Raw genomic sequence first — 19,421 nt, forward strand, 5'->3', positions numbered from 1 at the left:
TAAGAAGACAGGGTCTTAGTTAGCGAGGCGCCTTAAGAAAGAAGGGATTTCCAGATCATCCTCCGCATCGGCTGAAGGCTGCTCCACCGGCTTGGTGGCCGGGCTTGCCGAGACGCTGCTCTTGGCAGGTGCCGGCTGATAGCGATCGCCTTCGTCCTCGACCGCGCCTTGCGGCGTACCTATCGGCGAGAAATCATTGCGTTGGCGTTGCGGAAACAGGCCGCGCCAGAACGATTCGCGGCCCTCCTCTTCGGTGTTGAGGCGGGGCGCCGGCGCGGGCGCGGCCGGACGGGACTGCTGAGCGACCGGCTGCTGAACCGGGGCCTGCGTGCCGTAGGCGTTCGGGCGCGTGATGGCCGGACGGCTGATCTGCGGCTCGACGCGCGGCGCCGGCGTAATGGCTGGCGCGGCTTGAGGCGCAGCAGCGGCCGGCAGGTCTTCCATAGCCATCGGATCGACGATCTTGCGGATCACCTGCGACTCCTCAGCGACCGGGGCCGGCTGAGGCGCGGGCGCCTGGGCTGCCGGAGCGGCTTCGAACAGGCTTGAACGCGGCGCAACGGGTGCAGCGATTGGAGCCGGGGCAGGCGCACGCTCAGCGACCGGAGCCGAAGGCTGCGCCGGAGCCGGCTGCTGGGCAGGCTGTTCTTGACGCGACGCATAGCCGAGACCAAAGGTCGGGGCCGGCGTATGGGTCTTGACCTGAGTGGTGTTGAGCGGAGTCTGAAGGGCTACGCCATCCATGCCGGTGGCGACGACCGACACGCGCAGCTTACCTTCCAGGGCCGGATCGAAGGCCGCACCGAAGATGATGTTGGCTTCCGGATCGACTTCCGACGAAATGGCGTTGGCCGCTTCGTCGACTTCATGCAGGGTCATGTCGAGACCGCCGGTGACGTTCACCAGCACGGCCTTGGCGCCCTTCAGCGAGGTTTCGTCGAGCAGCGGGTTCTGGATGGCGTTCTGTGCGGCCAGCAGGGCGCGGTCTTCGCCCGAAGCCTCGCCCGTCCCCATCATCGCCTTGCCCATGTCGGACATGACCGAACGGACGTCGGCGAAGTCGAGGTTTATCAGGCCCGGCAGGACCATCAGGTCGGTGATCGAACGGACGCCAGCGTGCAGCACCTGGTCGGCCATGCCGAAGGCTTCGGCAAAGGTCGTGCGCTCATTGGCGATACGGAACAGGTTCTGATTCGGAATAACGATCAGGGTATCGACGTAGCGTTGCAGCTCGCTGATGCCGGCATCGGCCAGTCGCATACGGTGGCGGCCTTCAAAGGTGAAGGGCTTGGTCACAACGCCGACGGTCAGGATGCCGCGCTCACGGGCACACTTGGCAATGATGGGCGCAGCACCGGTGCCGGTGCCACCGCCCATGCCGGCAGTGATGAAGACCATGTGTGCGCCGTCCAGGTGCTCGGCGATCGTGTCGCTCGACTCCTCGGCGGCGGTCATGCCGACCTCAGGATGAGCACCCGCGCCCAGTCCCATGGTGATCCCGACACCCAGCTGGATGCGGGCTTCGGTACGCGAAAACTGCAGCTGCTGAGCGTCCGTATTGGCTACGACGAACTCTACGCCCTCCAACCCGGCCTCGATCATATTGTTGACGGCGTTTCCACCAGCCCCGCCGACACCAAAGACGACGATGCGCGGCTTCAGCTCTTGGTGGCGCGGCGCAGAAAGACTAATAGCCATGGCTTCAGACTACCTTTCCAATCAGACCCCGGCGTTCAGCCAGGGGCTTTCCCCGTACAAGGGGGTGACAAAGCGGATAGTTCTCATCCACCGAATCCGCCCCTAATAGCAGAGATGAATGAGACATCATATATGCTTAACAATTGATTACCCGATAACTTGAGTCGGGCGTTTTTGAAGCCGTTTTGGTAATAATTTTTAAGAAAAATTACCAAAGTGTGACTTTCACTCGCTCAGGCGTGACGGCTCCAGGGGCATTCATAATTGCCTCTTTATGAGCGCCGTCAGCTGCTCCTATCCTCGCCCGGTGCCCGTCCATAATCGCCGCTTTATAATTTAGGCCATTAACTCCCTAGTGACTCTTTATGACCCGCCATGACCTATGGACTGAGGTATCCTTGTATTAGAGGCGGGCATAATCTTATGAATTCCAACGCAAAAATTCTCCTGGTGGACGACGAAGCCGAAATCCGCAGCATGCTCGGCATATTCCTGAGCGTGGAGGATTTCGAGATCATCGAGGCCGACAGCGGCAAGACCGCCCTGCGCCAGGTCATCTCGGCCAAGCCAGACCTGATCGTGCTCGATCTGGGGCTGCCGGAAATGGACGGCCAGGAAGTCATCAAGGCCGTGCGCCAGTTCTCCAACACCCCCATCGTCGTGCTGACTGCCCGCGCCGACGACCGCGAAGTTGTGACCGCCCTGAACGCCGGTGCCGATGACTATGTTACCAAGCCGTTCCGCGCCGAAGTCCTGTTGGCGCGCATCCACGCCAATCTGCGCCAGCGCAAGCCTGAGGCCGAGCCCGAAGGCCTTGAGAACGGCCCCGTTGCCATCGACCTGACGCGTCACGAAGTGCATATCAACAACGAACTGGTGCCGTTTACGCCCAAGGAATTCGCGCTGCTGGAGTTCTTCGTCCGCAACAAGGGCAAGATGCTGACCCACAAGCAGATCCTGCGCGAAGTGTGGGGCCCGACCCACGTCGACGATACACAATATCTACGCGTCTATATCGGCCAGGTCCGCGAGAAGCTGGAACGCGCCGGCAATCTCGGCCAAAGCATCACCTCGGAATCCGGCATCGGCTACCGTATGGAAGCCTTGTCAAGCCCGGCGGCGGCCGTCGCAGCCGAATAGGCATTGTTTTCATTGCACACCATCGCGCACAAACGATATGTCCATCCTGTCGTTTGTGCGTAATGCTGTGTCATGGCCTCCAAAAGCACGCTGAATCAGAAAAACCTCGAAGCGCTAGGCGCTGAGCGCCTCGCCGCCCTGCTGATCGAAATCAGTGAAGGCAATGCCAACCAGAAGCGGCGCCTGCGTATGGAACTGGCCGGCGTCGAAAGCCCTGCCAAGCTGGTCAACGAGATCCGCAAACGCCTGACCTCAATCGGCGCGGCCACGAACAATATCGGCTGGCGCAGCCTCAAGGCCTTCAAAGCCGACCTGCACAGCCAGCGCAAGCTCATCACCGAACAGGTAGCCGTCGGCGCGCCGGCGGAAGCGCTAGAGTTGATGTGGCAGCTCATCTGTCTTGGCGGCTCGGTGCTGGAGCGTACCACCGACACCTCCGGCGAAGTCCTCGAAATCTTTCGTCAGGCCGCGCACGACCAGGGCGAAATCGCCGTAAAGGCGGAAGCCTCGTCTGACATCCTGCTTAAGCCGCTGACCGATGCGATCCTGGCTAATGGTTACGGCCAGAGCGATACCTTGATCCGCGATCTGGCGCCGCGCCTGTGTCCAGACGGCCTGGAGCAGTTGCGCGTCCAACTGCTGGCGGCAGCGAAAGAACCCGAGGCGCGCAAGATTACCAGGACACGCAAAATCTCGCGCTGGCGGCGCCAGAAGCTCGAGCGCTCCACCATAGCGCGTCGCAGCCGCGCGCAGATCCTGCATCAGGCGCAACTGGATATCGCCGATGCCTTAGGTGATGTCGAAGCCTATATGGCCCTGCAATCCGACCTGCGCGTACCGGCGACGGCAGCAAAGGTCGCCGAACGCCTGCTGGCGGCAGGGCGCGCCGCCGAGGCATTGGCCCTGCTCGACAATGTCCGCAGTGGCTTGCGCGAAGTCCGGCCGCGCGAATGGACGCTGGCGCGCATCCAGGCATTGGAAATCCTTGGCCACAAAGCGGATGCGCAGGTTGCACGGCTGGATGCCTTTCACCAGTCGCTCAATCCGGAATATCTGCGGGCCTATCTCAAGCGCCTGCCCGACTTCGACGATATCGAAGCCGAGGACGAGGCACTGGATTTCGTCGCCAAGGCAGCCGATGCCCTGGTGGCGCTCGACTTCCTGATCAGTTGGCCGGCACTTGAACGCGCCTCGCGATTCGTCGTCGCCCGTATCAATGCGATCGACGGCAGCGACGACGAGGTTCCGACGATCGCGGCCGAAAAGCTGGGGGCGCGTTATCCGCTGGCCGCCGTGCTTCTACTGCGGAAGATGGTCGAGGCGACGTTGACCAATTCACGGTCGATCGATTACGAACTCGCCGCGGATCGTCTGGCAGAAGCCGAAAAACTCAGCGCCGGGATTGATGATTTCAAGGGCTTTGCCGACCACGCCACCTATGTGAAGCAGTTGCAAACGCAGCATGCCCGCAAGACCGAGTTCTGGGACGCGGTCTGATTTTGCAAGCTACAGATTCGACTGCAACCAGTTGATCACACGCTGGATAAGGCCACCCTGGCTGGTCGTCGGGGCATCCTTCGGACCGATCTTGGCCGTCATGATACGGCGGACCTGAACGACGTCGCGCGGACCATAGAGCGTGCGCAGGATAACGCCTGCCGCAGCCGCAAACGATGGGCCCGCCGCTGCGTCACCCAGATGCGGCACCCGCATCGGCTTACCGAGACGGACGGGACGGTCGAATACCCGCACGGCCAGTTCGCGCACGCCGGCCAGTTGCGATGCGCCGCCCGTGAGGACGATACCCGCGCCCGGTTCGATCTGGACGCCGGACGCCTTGATCTTCTCGCGCAGCAGTTCGAAGGTTTCCTCGACGCGCGGGGCGATGATGCCCTTAAGAATCGAGCGCGGCACCACAATAGGGCCGCCGCCACGATCGTCACCGCGTGGTGGAGCTTCGACGGTTTCACGGTCTTCGTTCGACGAGGCAATGGCCGAGCCATGCAGGGTCTTGATGCGCTCGGCGCCGGCGATGGTGGTCGACAGGCCGCGCGCGATATCGGCTGTGACATGGCTACCGCCGACATTCAGGCAATCGACATGGATCAGTGTACCGTTGGCAAAAATGGCGGCAGTCGTCGATGACGCCCCCATGTCGATGCAGATGCAGCCCAGTTCTTTTTCATCTTCTTCGAGAGACGCGACGGCGGCCGCTAGCGGCGCCGACACGATGGCCTGGACTTCGAGATGGGCTAGGCTGACGCATTGCTGGATATTGTTGAAAACGTTCTCGTCGATGGTGACGACCAGCAGTTCCAGACCGAGATTGCGGCCGTTCAGCCCGCGCGGATCGCGTACACCCGCATGGCTGTCGACGCTCCAGGATACCGGCAGCAGGTGGATGGCCCGCCTGTTCGGGAAGCGGACCTGCGCCAGGGCCGAAGCGATGGCGCGGTTGAGGTCGTCGTCGGTGATCGGCTTCAGGCCCAGCGAGACCGCGGCCGACACGCGGTGCGACGCCGTCTGTGCGCCCGGAATGGCGACGCGCACACCCTGGATCGAAACATTGGCCATGGCTTCGGCGCGTTCGACGGCCTGGGCGATGGCTTGCGATGCCGCTTCCATGTCGATGATGGCGCCGGCGCGGATCCCTTTGGACTGCACATAGCCGACACCGGCAACGCGGATCGACTGGTCCGACTGACGCGCGCCTTCCGGGCGCATGATGAAACAGCCGATCTTCGAAGCCCCCAGGTCCAGCGACGCGATCAGCCCCGAAGAGACGACCGGGCGAACGGCGGCGTCGGCCATGGCGGCGCGACCGGAGGCGGAGGCCCCCTTGGTGGCCTGCAGCTTGGCGTTCTGGCGATCTTCGTAACGGGACATGGGCGAATACTTCGGGCGCGGATACTGCGGGGAACGATCAGGGTTGCGGAGTGGGACGGGAAACCAGTGGAACGACCTGTAACGCGGTCGGATCCAGCAGGTCGATTTCGGCGAAACCCTGGTCGAGCACGCGGCGCTCGGTGATCAGGGCGTCGAGGCGCGCCATGGCATCGCCCTGGTTCAGCGCCGGCAGCTTGACGATGGTGCCGTTCTTGAGGTGGATGTCCCAGCGGCGCGTATCGACGCGCACCAGGGCGTAGGTCTTCTGCATCAGGCCAGGGCGGGCATTCATCAGTTCGAGGATGCCGGCTGCCTGTTCATTGGCGCCTTCACCGACGACCAGCGGCAGGTTGAGGAAGTTGGTGGCGCGCGCTTCCGGGATGATCTGGCCCTGGTCGTCAACGACCATGCTCTTGCCCTTGTATTGCCAGACAGCCAGGCGCGGGCGCTCGACGACCGTGATGACCAGCAGGCCGGGAAGCTGGCGGCGGACGGAGACTTGCCGGACCCAGCCAACGCTCTCGACCGACTTCTGCACGGCGGCCAGGTCCATCAGGGCCAGCGGATCGCCGCGCTTCATCTCAAGGACGCGCTGAATATCAGGGGCAGCGGCGTCGGACACGCCTTCCAGGCGGACGTGCTGCAGGTTCATGCCCATGGCCGCCAGGCGGCCGTCGGCGAAACGGGTCAGGCCCTGGCCCAGGGCCGTGGCGCGACCGCCGGTCATCAGAACGACGGCCAGCAGGCTCACGACCATGATGACGGAAAACCAGGCGGTAACTTCATTGGGGATCGGCACCGAGCCGATAATGGCGCGCTTGCCGCCGGGCGACGACGCTTTACGCGCGGCCCCCCGTCCCCTTGGTGCACCCTTGCCCTGGCTTGCCTTCGGCGCCGCCTCGGGTTTCGATGCTTGTCGTCTGCCACCACGCACGACAGCCGGCATAGTCGGATCTCCACATCACGTCACGAATGGCTTCGCGTTCCGCAAAGCCGGAACAGGGTGTCACGGGAGCACCGCGCCGCCGGACGGCAGCGAACGTCGCGTTCTCATGACCCCTGTATGTTAGGAAGCCATAAAAACCCCAACGTCCTTAACAATGTCATAACGAACGGCGATTCCTTTAAGCCGGCGGTAAGGCTTCTCGGTACCTATTCGTTTGGATTCGTTGATAAAAGCCCACCAGCGCCGGACGCCTGTCGGCCGAAATTAAAAAAGAAAATTGTTAACGCATAAACAAAAACGGGCAGGGTTTCCCCTGCCCGCATCGTTTAATGTTGTACCGCTCAGATCCGGACCGCGACGCTTTCGGCCGCGACCGGCTCGGTCTCCGGCACCGCCAGGTTCGAGCTCAGCTCGACCGCCACACCCGTGGTCTCGTCGCGCTTGATCTCCTCGCCGTTGAGTATCTTGGCGATCTCTTCCCCACTCAGTGTCTCAAGCTCCAGCAAGGTCTTGGCCAGGCGATGCAGGCCGTCGTGGTGTTCCTGCAGGATGCGCTTGGCATCGTCGTAACCGGACCGGACCAGGCGCTTGACCTCTTCATCGATCTTCTGCGCCGTCGCTTCGGATGTATCGCGGCCCAGTGCGCCGTATTCGTCCTCGGAGTCCTTGTAGTTCACCAGGCCCAGTTCATCCGAATAGCCCCAGCGCGTAACCATCGCCTTGGCAAGACGCGTCGCCTGCTGGATGTCCGAAGAGGCGCCCGATGTGACCTTGTCCTTGCCGAAGATGAGTTCTTCGGCGACCCGGCCAGCCATCAGGATGGAGAGACGCGACGTCATCTGGACGAAGTTCTGCGAATAGCGGTCGCCTTCCGGCAGTTGCATGACCATGCCCAAGGCCCTGCCACGCGGAATGATAGTCGCCTTGTGGACCGGATCGGCTTCAGGCGCCTTGAGGGCGACAATGGCGTGGCCGCCTTCGTGGTAGGCCGTCAGCTTCTTTTCCTCTTCGGACATAGCCATCGAGCGGCGTTCCGCCCCCATCAGCACCTTGTCCTTGGCGTCTTCGAAGTCGCGCATGGTGACCAGCTTGCGGTCCTTGCGCGCCGCCATCAGGGCGGCTTCATTGACCAGGTTGGCAAGGTCGGCGCCCGAAAAGCCCGGCGTGCCGCGCGCGATGACCTTCACGTTCACATCCACGGCCAGCGGGACGTTCTTCATGTGAACGCGCAGGATCGACTCGCGGCCGATCAGGTCGGGATTGGGCACGGTCACCTGACGGTCGAAGCGACCGGGACGCAGCAGAGCGGTGTCGAGGACGTCCGGACGGTTGGTGGCGGCGATCATGATGATGCCTTCATTGGCCTCGAAGCCGTCCATCTCGACCAGCAACTGGTTCAGCGTCTGCTCGCGTTCGTCGTTACCGCCGCCATGACCGGCGCCGCGATGGCGGCCGACAGCGTCGATTTCATCGATAAAGATGATGCACGGAGCGTTCTTCTTGGCCTGGTCGAACATGTCGCGGACGCGCGAGGCGCCAACGCCGACAAACATTTCCACGAAGTCCGAGCCCGAGATCGAGAAGAAGGGCACGCCCGCTTCACCGGCGACAGCACGCGCCAGCAGGGTCTTACCGGTGCCCGGAGGGCCGACCAGCAAAGCGCCTTTGGGTATCTTGCCGCCCAGCTTCTGGAACTTCGACGGATCCTTCAAGAAGTCGACGACCTCCTGCAGTTCTTCCTTGGCCTCGTCGACGCCGGCGACGTCCTGGAAGGTGACGCGGTTCTTGTGTTCGGTCAAAAGGCGCGCCTTGGACTTGCCAAAGCCCATGGCGCCACGGCCACCGCCCTGCATCTGGCGCATGAAGAATATCCAGATGGCGATGATCAGGATAACCGGCAGAAGCGTGGTGATGATCGTCATCAGCAGCGGCGTTCGGTTCGACTGGAAGGTCGTCTTGACGCCCTTGGCATCCAGCGCGTTCTGCAGCGGCGCGACGCCCATCAGCGGTGGCAGGGTCGCCTTGAAGCGCGTCTTGCCGTCGCTCAGCACGCCGGTGGCTTCGTCGTTGTGGATTTCGATTTCCTTGACCTGGCCGGCATTCACCTTGGCCAGCAGGTCGGAATAGATGATGGGCGTCGGCGCCGCGCCCGTGATGGACGAGCCCTTCATCTGGGATTGCATCACGACGTAAAGCCCGATCAACAGGGCCAGGACGATACCGATGATCGTGATGGAACGCATATTCATGCCGGGTCATTCCTCGTAAACGGTCGCGTAGACAACGCGCCCGCAGGCCTCAAAAAACAGTCGCGTCAGACGACGCGCCGGTGGTCCTTGCCCCTGCCTGCCCGCTTATCACGGCGGCGGTAAAAGAGCGATATACACTTCAGTCACACCATATAGGGAGCATATGTAAACAATGCTACTGCGGTTTTTCCCGCATTCGGGAACAATCGCTTTCGCAGGCAAACACCCCACAGGCCGCCAGAAAACGCGGCATGACCCAGCAAGCAAACTTTATGCCGCTGTGACCTGTATCATCCGTCGCAAGCGTGAGCGGCATAACGGTTTCGCCAGTGTCGGACATTACCGCCGGAAGCGCGGTACGCAGGGCCAAAGGCAGGGCCAGCAAGGCAATCCGTTCAGGGTCACCGAGTTTCGCGCGTACCTGACCCGACGGAAAGATGCTGGCGGCACGATCGCTCGACACGACAAACCGCCCGTCCCACATCACCGTTTGTCCCGCAGTGAGGCGGACAGCATCACGCTTGCGCCTTTCAAGTTCACCGGCCTCACGCGCGATCCCGATATGACCGCCTTCGCGCCAGATGCGCGCGCCACTCAAGCTCGCCGTCGTATCCGCCGTCAGGTCCTGACGCAGGCGGTCGATGCTGTCACGCCGGGGCAACCTGTCGCCGCCACCGGCGCTGACGACGGCCGCCGCCAGCCTGTGCCGCGCCACGGCGTCCGGCAATCCATCGAAGACTTCGGCATCGAAGGTGATGGCGCCCAAATCCGCGTGAAGCCTAGCGCGGTCGTCATCAACAAGCAAATGCGGCAAGTCCTGGTAAAGCCTGACCGGCTGAAGGAACAGGCCTAGCGTCGGGCTGACAAGGACCTGCCCTTCCAGCGCCCTGCGCGCCCTGGCCCGCGCCGATGCCATGTTTTCATTGGCCGGGTCTTCGATCCAGCCGACACCACGTGATTTCAGAAAGTCGCGCAGTTCCGCCCGGCGCTTGCCGATAAAGGGGCGGAACAGGAAGACGCCACGGCCTTCCGGCCAGACGGGCGACGGCGCCCATAGCGCCGGCTGGCCGACATTCGATCCCTCTTCCGCCATGACCAGCGCTTCGGCAATGTCGTCCTGGGTATGGGCCAGACATATGACGGTTACGCCCCTGGCGCGCGCCGCATTGGCCAGCAGCCGGTGACGCGCGGTTCGCGCCTTGGCGGACAGCCCGGTTTTCGGCTTGTCTCCTGTCCATGTCAGCGCCGTGAAGCCGGCGCCGACGCCCTTGGCATGACGCGCCACCTCTTGCGTCCAGCGGCGGCTGTCCGGGTTTAAACCGTGATCGACGCAGAAGACTTCCAGCGGCCGGCGGCCCCACAGGGCGAGGGCATGCAACAGCGCCACTGAGTCGCCGCCCCCGGACACGGCAACGCCGACCGGGTGGTCGGCGGGTCCGTCAAGATAGGTCTCGAAGATCGCGAAGGCGTCGTCCAGGCCGGCCGTCAGGCCTTGCATTTCGCCCGGACCTTGAGGGTCTTGGCCTGGGCCTTGCTCTCGGCCGTCGCCGTCTTGGCGTACAGCTTGTCGAACTGGCTGAGCGTGGCGCAGGCGTCGGACGGACGGTTGCTGTCGGTCAGTGTGCCGGCCAGGTTGACCGTCGCTTCCGGCGCCCAGGCGGACTTGGGCCAGCCCTTCAGCGCCGTTGCGTAAGCCGCGATCGCGCCCTGCGTATCCTGCTTGCGGGCGCGGATCTGGCCCAGACGGAACCAGGCTTCAGGCAGTTGCGAGGCTTCCGGCCACGTCGTGGTGAAGCCTTCGAAGGCGCGCTCGGCGTCGTCTATCTGGCCGGACGTCATCATGTTGTAGGCGCGTTCAAAATCGGCCTGCGCATCCCCCAGTGTCGGCGGCGGCGGCGGTGGCGGCGCCAGGGTGGCATCGATGTCCTTGATATGCGCGTCGTTTAGATCGACACGCTTGGTAAGGGTATCCATACGCGCCGTCAGGGCGGAAACCTGGTCGATCAACTGACGGTTCTGGTGCTGCGATTCTTCGAGCTGGCCGGTCAGACGGGTCAGGCCGCTGTTCTGCTCCTCGACCTTGCGCGACAGAATGTCGACGGTCGCCTGCAGGGCGACGACTTCCGGGTCCGGCTCGATCAGGATCGGCGGGTTGGGCGCCTTGCCTTCCAGGCGTGCGATCGTGCGTTGCAGCTTGCGGACATTGCGGTCGAGCTTCAGCAGCTTCTTGGCATCCCAGACCTCGTTATCGGTCGGGCGGACACTGGGATCGTCCTCGTCGTCATCCGTGCTGAACAGCTGGGCGTGCGCCGTATTCGGCGACATCAGGGCAGCCGTGCCCGCCCCCAGGGAAAAGACAAGCGCCAAGCCTGTCAAACCCGCGGCGGCATGCTTGCGCCAGCCTGTCGTGAAGCTCATCCGGCAACGATACTCAGTCATGGAACCTCTTCCCCGCCCGTAACACGAGAAAAGCGCCGGCCGAAGCCGGCGCAACACAGTGCTCAGCTAAACACCATAGTCGGGCCGAATTAAGACGTAAACGCTTAATTCCTCCAGACTTCCGGAAGTCTTACTGCGCAGCCGACAGTGTGTCGTTCTTGACCCAGCCGATATTGTCGTTGTCGTCGGCGACCTGCCACCAGATGCCGTTCTTTTCGCCTGTCGGATAAAGGGTCAGGCCGACCGGCAGGGCGCGCACGACAGCGCCCTTGGCGTCCGGCGTCTTGCGCAAGGTTGTTGCGGTCTGGACGGTGAAGCTGCGCGACGGCGCCGCCGCCTTGCCACCGACATCAATACCGCCCAGGCTGTTGACCATTTCGCTATAGGCGACGATGAAGGCCTGGGTCACTATCCGGCCGACGTCGGTGTCTTCGTAGCCGCCGCCGACTGCACCGGCAAAACCAACGCCACCGCCGACGCCCCAGGTCAGGTCGTTCTTCGCGGCATGGCCTTCGAACGCATTCGATTCCGAAGTGCGCACGTCGGTCAGCGACAGCACGACATCGGACTCAAGCTTCTTGGTGCGGAACCCACCGATGACCGCGCCGGCCCGGCCGCCGACGAGGCCGCCGATCAGGCCTGCGGCGCCACCGCCGCCCGTGTTGGAATCGGCGCTGCCGACTTCCGCGACCAGCACGAAGTCCGCCGCCTTGATCTGGCCCTTGCCGACGTTGGAGCCGCGTTGCAGGCCGAGGTTCTGGCCGATCTCACGCTCCTTGGCGGCAGCATTCATGCCGGCGCCGCGATCGACCAGGCTGAAACAGCCCGACTTCTGCACGATGACCTTCAGCAGCTTCTGCGGCGGAGCCAGGCTGTTCTGCGTCCAGCCCGAGGCGTCGTCGCCATCGACGATTGAGATGGTGCCGAGCTTCTGCGAGCAGCGCGGAATGTCGCCCATCATCTTGTCCTGCGTCTGCTGGACCTTGGACGCCTTGGCCTGGGCGAACACGGCCGGAGCGGCCATCAGCGCCGAAACGGCGACGCCCGCCGCCAGGACACGCGAAAACAGTTTAAGGGTGGTCATGCGGTAATCTCCCGATGAAATAGGCTGAGACGCGTGAACTTCAGCGGGTGCCCCCCGCTTTATCGGCATGTCTCTACAAAAACGCTAATTACTGAAGGTTTGGTGACGGCGCGCCAATAGTGGCTGCGCAAACGAAATCAGGCCCCGCACGTTACCCGTGAGAGGCCTGATCCGCAACCGGAAAAACGGTTTAAAGCTTAGCGCGCGCCCGAGGTCAGCGACGTATGGGCGTTACGGTTCTGCGCCCAGGCATCCTCATCCGAACCTGGGTTCAGCGGGTTTTCCTTACCGTACGAAATGGTCGAGATACGGGCCGGAGCAACGCCCTTCGAGATCAGGAACTCCGACACCGATTCGGCGCGACGCGCGCCCAGGGCGAAGTTGTATTCGCGGGTGCCGCGTTCGTCGGCGCTGCCTTCGATGCGTATCTTGACACCCGGATAACGGTTCAGCCACGACGCCTGCGCAGCCAGCACGCCCTGCGCATCGGCGCGCAGCGAGGACTGGTCGGTGTCGAAATAGACGCGGTCGCCGACATTGACGACGAAGTCCTGCTGCGAACCCGGTAGGATGCCGGTCTGAACCGGCGACACAGGCGCCGGAGTAGGCGTCGGGGCCGGTGCCGTCGCGACCGGCGGCGGGGTCGGCGTCGGCGTTACGGGCTTGGGCTTATCCGAGCAGGCAGCAACGGATGTCAGCACAAAGGCCACAAGGGCTGTTTTCACAACGGATTTGGTCTTGATCGACATATATATCCACCTCTCTCACCAGGCCGAACCTTATATGGTTCTATTTGCATAGTTTTGTGACTTTACTATTCACAAACTGCGTTAACGTTCACCATCATATGCCCCGGCAGTTTTGTCAAACACAAGTGTAAATTTCAACTATCCGGGCAAATGCTTCATAAAAACTCAGGGCTTTTCGCTATTTGAGCATTATTTAAGTCTGGGCGACCAGGCCGGGTCCGACGCGCCGCCGTGATAGGGCACGGGCCGTTCGATCCGGCCCGAAGCCTCGACCGTCCACAGGGACGGCGTCCCGCCCGGCGGCTCGCGGAAGAACATGATGTAGCGGCCGTTGGGCGCCCAGGTCGGCCCTTCTTCGAGATAGGAGGAGGTCAGCAACTTTTCGCCGCCACCATTGGGATTCATGACGCCAATCGAGAAACGGCCGCCCGATTGCTTGGTAAAGGCGATCATGTCGCCCTTGGGGCTGAAGACCGGCGTCGAGTAGATGCCGCCACCAAAGGTCAGGCGGCGCACGTTCGAGCCGTCGGCGTTCATGACGTAGATCTGCGGCGAGCCGCCGCGGTCCGACGTGAAGGCGATCCGGCTGCCGTCGGGCGAAAAGGACGGCGACGTGTCGATCGAACCATCGCGCGTCAGCCGCGTCGTCTGACGCGACCCCAGATCCATGGTGTAGATGTCGGAATTGCCGCCCTGAATGACGGTAAAGGCCAGTTTGGAACCATCCGGCGAGAAGCGCGGCGCGAACACCATGCCCTTGAAGTCGCCGACGGCTTCCTGGCGGGCGGTCTCGATATTGAAGATGTAGATACGCGCCCGGTCGGCGCTCAGCGACATGTAGACGACTTCCTGGCTGTCCGCCGAGAAGCGCGGCGTCATCACCTTGGTCGAGCCGTCAGTCAAATAGGACGGATTGGCGGCGTCCTGGTCCATGATGGCCAGGCGCTTGGTACGATTGCCGCGCTTGCCGCTTTCAGCGACGAAGACGACGCGGGTATCGAAATAGCCTTCTTCGCCGGTCAGGCGCTCATAGATGGCATCGGCGATCTTGTGCGCCACGCGCCGCCAGTTTTCCGGCGTCGCCGTCATCGACTGGCCCAGCAACTGGTTGGTGCCGAAGACGTCCCACAGGCGGAAATCGACCGTCAGGCGGCCATCGGCGTCGATGCCGGCGCGGCCGTTGGACAGGTACTGGGCATTGATGGTGCGCCAGTTGTCGAAGTTCGGCTGGACATTGACGTCGGGCTCGTGGGCGATGAAGGCGTTTGGATCGATCGGCTTGAAGAAGCCCGAGCGTTCCAGGTCGGCGAAAATCACCTTGGAGATTTGCGCGCCGATATTGTTGCCGGACGCGTCGGTGCCGGAATTGATATCGATGGCGATCGGCAGGGGCTGGATATTGCCCTGGTCGACCGTGCCGCGCAGGGCGGTTTGCGCAAGAGCCTCAGGCGCCATCGCCAGACCGGCCAGTCCCATGCCCGACACCAGCAAACCACGCTTGGTCAGATCATATGGTCCGTTGGCTGTCTTACGCATGAGAGCTCCTTTGTGTTGTCGTTTACCGATCTTACGTAACGGATTCCGTCTTAATCCGCATTGAGTGCATTTTTATGGCAGGTCCCGGTTTAACCGCCGCAGACCTTTTTCCCGTCGAAGACGATTTCCAAAGGCTGATTATACAACTCCTTGGGCAGGTCGTCGTAAAGCTCGCCGCGCTTGACGGCGCTCATGGCCCGCGAAGCTGCGGCCTGCCAGATCGGATCGCTGCGGCGATTGGCCCATTCCGGTCCCTTGATCACCCGGCCGTTCGGCGAGATAGTGAAGTGGATTTCCGGACTGACCAGTTTCGCGCCTGGTACATCGCAGTTCGGGTTCCACAGGTTCGACAGCTTGTTGATCAGCGCCGTCAGTGCGGCCTGCGTGCCGGCATCCGCCGGCGCGGTGCCCTGGTTCGAGCGGCCGTCGGTACGGCGGGTATTGGCCTGGGCCGGCTTCTTGCTGGTCGATTGCGACGGCGCAGCCGCCAGCCGCGACAACAGGTCGTCGGCCGCCGAGGTCTTGGGCTTGGTCGCCTTGGGCGGCTCTGGCTTCTTCACGCCCTTGGGATCGGGCTTCGGCTTTTCGACCGGCTTGGGATCGGGTTTCTTTTCCGGTTTTGGCTCAGGCTTGGGCGTCGCCGGCTTCTGCGGCGTCGGCACCGGCAGCTTGGGCGCCGGTTCGGGCTTGGGCTCGACCACCGGTTCTGGCGGCGCGGGTTCCGGCTCGGGCGTCTTGACCGCCTGTTCGTCGACCGGCGCCTCGGCCTGCTCGCGCATCGGCACCGACGAGACAAGCTCGATCGGCACGCTGGCTATGGTCAGCGGCGGTGGCGCGGTCTTCCAGCTTATATAGGCAAGCACAGCGACGCCGGCATGCAGCGCAAGAGACAAAACAAGGGCGGTGTTGAACCGTTTCATGTCTTACCGGGTTGCCGCTGCCGCGCTTGAAGAGGAGGCAGCAGATTGGCCGCCCATGGTTTCCGTCAGCAGGTTGATCTTGACGAAGCCGGACTTCGACAGCCGGCCCATGACCTGGGCAACCGTCTCCCACGTCGCGGCGCCCGCGCCACGGACATAGATCGGCTTGGAGGTGTCGCCGCCGGTGATAGCCAGGAGACGCGGTGCCAGCTGGTCGTAGCTGGCCTCGTCATCCATGACGTAGATCTTGCCTTGCGCGTCTACCGACACGGTGACCGGATCGCCCTCGTCCTTCAGCGCGGCGGCCTCCGTCTTGGGCAGGTCGATCTTGATGCCGGAAGTCAGCAACGGCGCCGAGATCATGAAGATGATCAACAACACCAGCATGACGTCGACCATCGGCGTGACGTTGATTTCAGCCAGGGCCGCGCGCTTTCCGCGCCGGCTGGAGCGGCGGCGTCCGCCGCCTCCGGATGATGCGCCACCAAGGGCCATGGCAGCCTCCCCTTAGCTCGCGATCTTGTCACCGACCCGGCGGGTCAGCGACACCATCAGTTCGTCGGCGAAGCCTTCCATGCGGGCGACGAAGCGCGCGACCTTGGTGTTGAACAGGTTGTAGCCGATATAGGCTGGAATAGCCGCTCCCAGGCCCAGCGCCGTGGCGAACAGGGCTTCCGAGATCGCAGGGGCGACGGTCGCGAGGTTGGTGTCGCCTTGCGAGGCGATGGCCGAAAAAGCGTTCATGATGCCCCAGACCGTGCCGAACAGGCCGATAAAGGGCGAGGCGGTGGCGATCACGGCCAGCAGGCTCAGGCCCTGCTCCATGTTTTCGGCTTCGTTGGAGATGACGTGGTTCAGCTCGCGGTCGGCCTGGTTGAGGACGATATCGCCCTGCGCGCCCGACAGCGATCGGCTCTTGTTGTCGCGCCACACGCGGGTGACGATGACCAGCAGCTTCTGGAACGGCTCCTTGGGATGGGTACCGAGACCTGCCGCGATATCGTCGAGCGGACGGCCGGAAGCCAGGACGCCTTCGAAACCATCAGCCTCCTTGTTGACCTTGCCCAGCAGCATGACCTTCTGGATGATCACCGCCCAGGACCACAGGGACCCCAGGATCAACACGACCATTACGGTCTTGATCACCCAGTCCGAGTGCATGAAGAGTTGAACAAAATCCAAGCCGGCGGCGGCATTCGTGGCGGCCATGAAGCGGTCCCCATTGTGGTTAATCCTGAACAGGGCCCACCTTGCACCAGTTTTGACGACATTTCTATGGCGTTGGTGCCTTTTGTGCCCGGTTTTCAAGCGATATGCCGAAAAGTGTCAGCGGTTTTCGGCTCAATATCCCGCTAAGGCAAGTCTAACGGTGTTTTAGCAACAGTCGATTCGATGACGGCGGAGAGTGCCTTGGGTAAGCGTCGCGGCTTGTTTTTGAAGTCGATGCAGACGGCGGTGAAGTGCGCCTCGCACAGGAGGACACCGTCGCGTTCGATGCTCTGGTGCAAGAAGAACTGCGCCCCCTTCATGCCGGTAGGCCGCGACCGCACCAGCAGGATGTCATCGATCTTTGCCGGCGCGCGATAACGCACATCGATATGGGCCACAGCGAAGCCCAAAGGTTCCGGCAAGGCCGCCAGTTCGGTGTGATGAATACCGATAAGCCGCAGGTAATCCGACCGCCCGCGTTCGAAGAACTTCATGTAGTTGGCGTAGTAGACGACGCCGGAAAAGTCGGTGTCTTCGTAATAGACGCGCACCAGCAGATGATGCTCGCCGTCGACGATCTGGCCGGACAGGGACTGGGTAGGAATTTCACTCATACCGGCTTTTACGGTGCTTGGACCAGGAAAATCAAGGAAGACCCGCGTCCCAGGAAGACGGTTGAGCTTAGTTCATGCGAAGTTCCCCCTTCCGTCGGCTTCGCTATCGCTTGCCGCCACCTTCCCCGTGAACGGGGAAGGAAAATACACCTATCCAGTTCCTTCCCCGTTCACGGGGAAGGTGGCATTTGCGGAGCAAATGACGGAAGGGGGAAAACCACGGTACATCCGGAGCCTCTAAGGCGTGTCGCGGTAGCGGCAGACCTCATAGCGCATGCCCTTGCGCGCCACAGGTCCCTTGTGCTCATATTGCAAATAATAGCCGTCCGCACCGTAGAATGGCCAGAATGGCAGCCCCTCCCCGTTCGGATTGCCAATCTTGGCGAACCTCGCCCAGTGCTCCAGCAGCGGCGGCCATTGCCGCACCGCCTTACCGCCCGGCCGGTGGTTGAACACGAAGGCCAGTTCCGAACCGTGATGCGCAATCCCGCCACTCGCATCGACATCGAGCTGATAGAGCCAGGTCTCCTGCCCCGAAGCACTCACCTGCCACGCGGTCCAATCGGACGGACACCGCATCATCACGTCAGTCGACAGCTGCATGGCCGTGTCGCCCAGCACCGGATCGGCCTTGGCACGCAGCTTCGTGTCGATGCCGTAAAAGCTCAATGCCTTCATGCGGTTGGGACCAAAGGCTTCGTGGATCGTCGGATAGATCGCGTCTTCGCCGCCATGCAGCCCCAGTTCCTGCGCCGAAGTCCCGATGATCAGCGGCACCTTTGCCTGGCCGTGCGCGCGGAAGACCTCATAGGGCGATTTCGGCAGGACATAGCCATCGACCACGGCCTGCAGCCAGATGAAGCTGGCGTCAGCTACCGGCGGCGTCAGCTTGTCGGCCGCTTCCTGGAGGGCGGTCGCAGGCGCGCGGCGCAGGTCTTCCAGCGCTTCGGCACCGGCCGGCGCCTTCTCCCCGGCACGCGGGCTGTATTGCCGCGCCAGTTCGACACCCATGGCTTCATTTTCGGCGAGCGTACGCGCCGGCAGGCCGAACTGCGGCGGGCCGCTCTGGATGATCGCCTTGTCGAACAGGCCTTCTGCCAATGGCGAGGCCATCAGCAGGCCAACATCCTGGGCGCCGGCGCTATGGCCGAACAGGGTGACATTGTCCTTGTTACCGCCAAAAGCCGCGATATTGTCGCGCACCCATTGCAGCGCCTTGATCTGATCCATCAGTGCGTAGTTGCCCGAAGCCTTGTCCGCGCTTTCGGCCGTCAGTGCCGGATGCGACAGGAAGCCAAAGACACCCAGGCGATACTGAACCGACACCAGGATGACGCCTTCATCGACCAGTCCCGACATGACCGTCCCCGCTCCGTTGCCGGCGCGGTTCGCGCCGCCATGGACAAAAACCATGACCGGCAGCGGATCGGCGGGCTGGACGTCCGGCGTGCGAATTTCGAGATAGAGGCAATCTTCGGCGCTGGTCCGCGCCATGTCGGCATTCCAGCCATAAGAAGCCTGAAGGCAGGCCGGGGCGCTGTTGGTCTCATAACGCACCCCGTTCCACGCCAGAGGATCTTGCGGTGGGGTCCAGCGCAGATTGCCGACCGGCGGGCGGGCAAAGGGCACGGCCTTGAAGACGACCGAGCCGTCGTCCAGGCGTTGGCCACCAACCCGGCCGCCTGTCACCGGCACTTCGACATCAGCGAGAATGGGGGTAATTACAGGCGGCGGGACGCTTGCCTGGGCCGCCGTCTCTTCCGGATAGTCCTCGGCGCGCCAGCTCTTGACCGGCGCCTTTTTCACGACAGTCGTATTGCCTTTGAAGTTGCCGCGCCAGCGCTTGGATTGCGCATCAGCCGCCCCGGTAACAAGGCACAGGGCAGCCGTCAGCAGAACAAGCCTGGATATCTTGGACGTGGAATTCATAGCCGGCTCCAGATTCAATACG

At 62.7% G+C, this 19,421-nt stretch carries 16 protein-coding genes; 2 read left to right on the forward strand and 14 right to left on the reverse strand.

What is annotated here, in order from left to right; translation table 11 throughout:
• Positions 1-15: 15 nt before the first annotated feature.
• Complete coding sequence (gene ftsZ, locus AC1DON_RS11220; RefSeq protein ID WP_476934886.1) at positions 16-1,698, reverse strand: cell division protein FtsZ; 1,683 nt, start codon at positions 1,696-1,698, stop codon at positions 16-18.
• A 423-nt stretch (positions 1,699-2,121) separates the two neighbouring features.
• Between ftsZ and AC1DON_RS11225 the strand changes: the two genes are divergently transcribed.
• Both AC1DON_RS11225 and AC1DON_RS11230 read left to right on the forward strand, forming a co-directional pair.
• Positions 2,122-2,838 (forward strand): response regulator transcription factor, encoded by a 717-nt coding sequence (locus AC1DON_RS11225; protein ID WP_476934887.1) that lies wholly within the window; start codon positions 2,122-2,124, stop codon positions 2,836-2,838.
• 72 nt (positions 2,839-2,910) lie between these two features.
• The gene (locus tag AC1DON_RS11230) at positions 2,911-4,335 is read left to right on the forward strand and encodes a DUF6880 family protein (RefSeq protein WP_476934888.1); all 1,425 of its coding nucleotides are present in this window, start codon (positions 2,911-2,913) and stop codon (positions 4,333-4,335) included.
• A gap of 9 nt (positions 4,336-4,344) precedes the next feature.
• On the opposite strand, the gene ftsA is transcribed toward AC1DON_RS11230, so the two are convergent.
• The 13 genes from ftsA to AC1DON_RS11295 form a co-directional block, all read right to left on the reverse strand.
• On the reverse strand, positions 4,345-5,724 hold the full coding sequence (gene ftsA / locus AC1DON_RS11235; protein ID WP_476934889.1) for a cell division protein FtsA: 1,380 nt from the start codon (positions 5,722-5,724) through the stop codon (positions 4,345-4,347).
• A gap of 37 nt (positions 5,725-5,761) precedes the next feature.
• Positions 5,762-6,670: a cell division protein FtsQ/DivIB gene (locus AC1DON_RS11240; protein ID WP_476934890.1), complete on the reverse strand. Its 909-nt coding sequence runs from the start codon at positions 6,668-6,670 to the stop codon at positions 5,762-5,764.
• Between the two features lie 341 nt (positions 6,671-7,011).
• Positions 7,012-8,919 (reverse strand): ATP-dependent zinc metalloprotease FtsH, encoded by a 1,908-nt coding sequence (gene ftsH / locus AC1DON_RS11245; RefSeq protein WP_476934891.1) that lies wholly within the window; start codon positions 8,917-8,919, stop codon positions 7,012-7,014.
• A gap of 175 nt (positions 8,920-9,094) precedes the next feature.
• Positions 9,095-10,417, reverse strand: a complete 1,323-nt coding sequence (gene tilS, locus AC1DON_RS11250) for a tRNA lysidine(34) synthetase TilS (protein WP_476934892.1) — start codon at positions 10,415-10,417, stop codon at positions 9,095-9,097.
• Positions 10,405-11,358, reverse strand: coding sequence for a tetratricopeptide repeat protein (locus AC1DON_RS11255; RefSeq protein ID WP_476934893.1), 954 nt, complete (start codon positions 11,356-11,358; stop codon positions 10,405-10,407). Before AC1DON_RS11255 ends, tilS begins: the two co-directional genes overlap by 13 nt.
• Positions 11,359-11,488: 130 nt before the next feature.
• Positions 11,489-12,442 (reverse strand): CsgG/HfaB family protein, encoded by a 954-nt coding sequence (locus AC1DON_RS11260; protein ID WP_476934894.1) that lies wholly within the window; start codon positions 12,440-12,442, stop codon positions 11,489-11,491.
• 197 nt (positions 12,443-12,639) lie between these two features.
• Positions 12,640-13,191: a peptidoglycan-associated lipoprotein Pal gene (gene pal / locus AC1DON_RS11265; RefSeq protein ID WP_476934895.1), complete on the reverse strand. Its 552-nt coding sequence runs from the start codon at positions 13,189-13,191 to the stop codon at positions 12,640-12,642.
• A gap of 189 nt (positions 13,192-13,380) precedes the next feature.
• Positions 13,381-14,727, reverse strand: coding sequence for a Tol-Pal system beta propeller repeat protein TolB (gene tolB / locus AC1DON_RS11270; protein ID WP_476934896.1), 1,347 nt, complete (start codon positions 14,725-14,727; stop codon positions 13,381-13,383).
• 89 nt (positions 14,728-14,816) lie between these two features.
• Positions 14,817-15,647, reverse strand: a complete 831-nt coding sequence (locus AC1DON_RS11275) for a hypothetical protein (RefSeq protein ID WP_476934897.1) — start codon at positions 15,645-15,647, stop codon at positions 14,817-14,819.
• Positions 15,648-15,650: 3 nt separating this feature from the next.
• On the reverse strand, positions 15,651-16,142 hold the full coding sequence (locus AC1DON_RS11280) for an ExbD/TolR family protein (RefSeq protein WP_476934898.1): 492 nt from the start codon (positions 16,140-16,142) through the stop codon (positions 15,651-15,653).
• A 12-nt stretch (positions 16,143-16,154) separates the two neighbouring features.
• Positions 16,155-16,856, reverse strand: coding sequence for a protein TolQ (gene tolQ / locus AC1DON_RS11285; protein ID WP_476934899.1), 702 nt, complete (start codon positions 16,854-16,856; stop codon positions 16,155-16,157).
• A gap of 143 nt (positions 16,857-16,999) precedes the next feature.
• Positions 17,000-17,470 (reverse strand): YbgC/FadM family acyl-CoA thioesterase, encoded by a 471-nt coding sequence (locus AC1DON_RS11290; protein ID WP_476934900.1) that lies wholly within the window; start codon positions 17,468-17,470, stop codon positions 17,000-17,002.
• A gap of 237 nt (positions 17,471-17,707) precedes the next feature.
• Positions 17,708-19,399, reverse strand: coding sequence for a carboxylesterase/lipase family protein (locus tag AC1DON_RS11295; protein WP_476934901.1), 1,692 nt, complete (start codon positions 19,397-19,399; stop codon positions 17,708-17,710).
• Positions 19,400-19,421: the final 22 nt, after the last annotated feature.

The sequence above is a fragment of the Asticcacaulis sp. P4_H10 genome, from assembly GCF_056400965.1.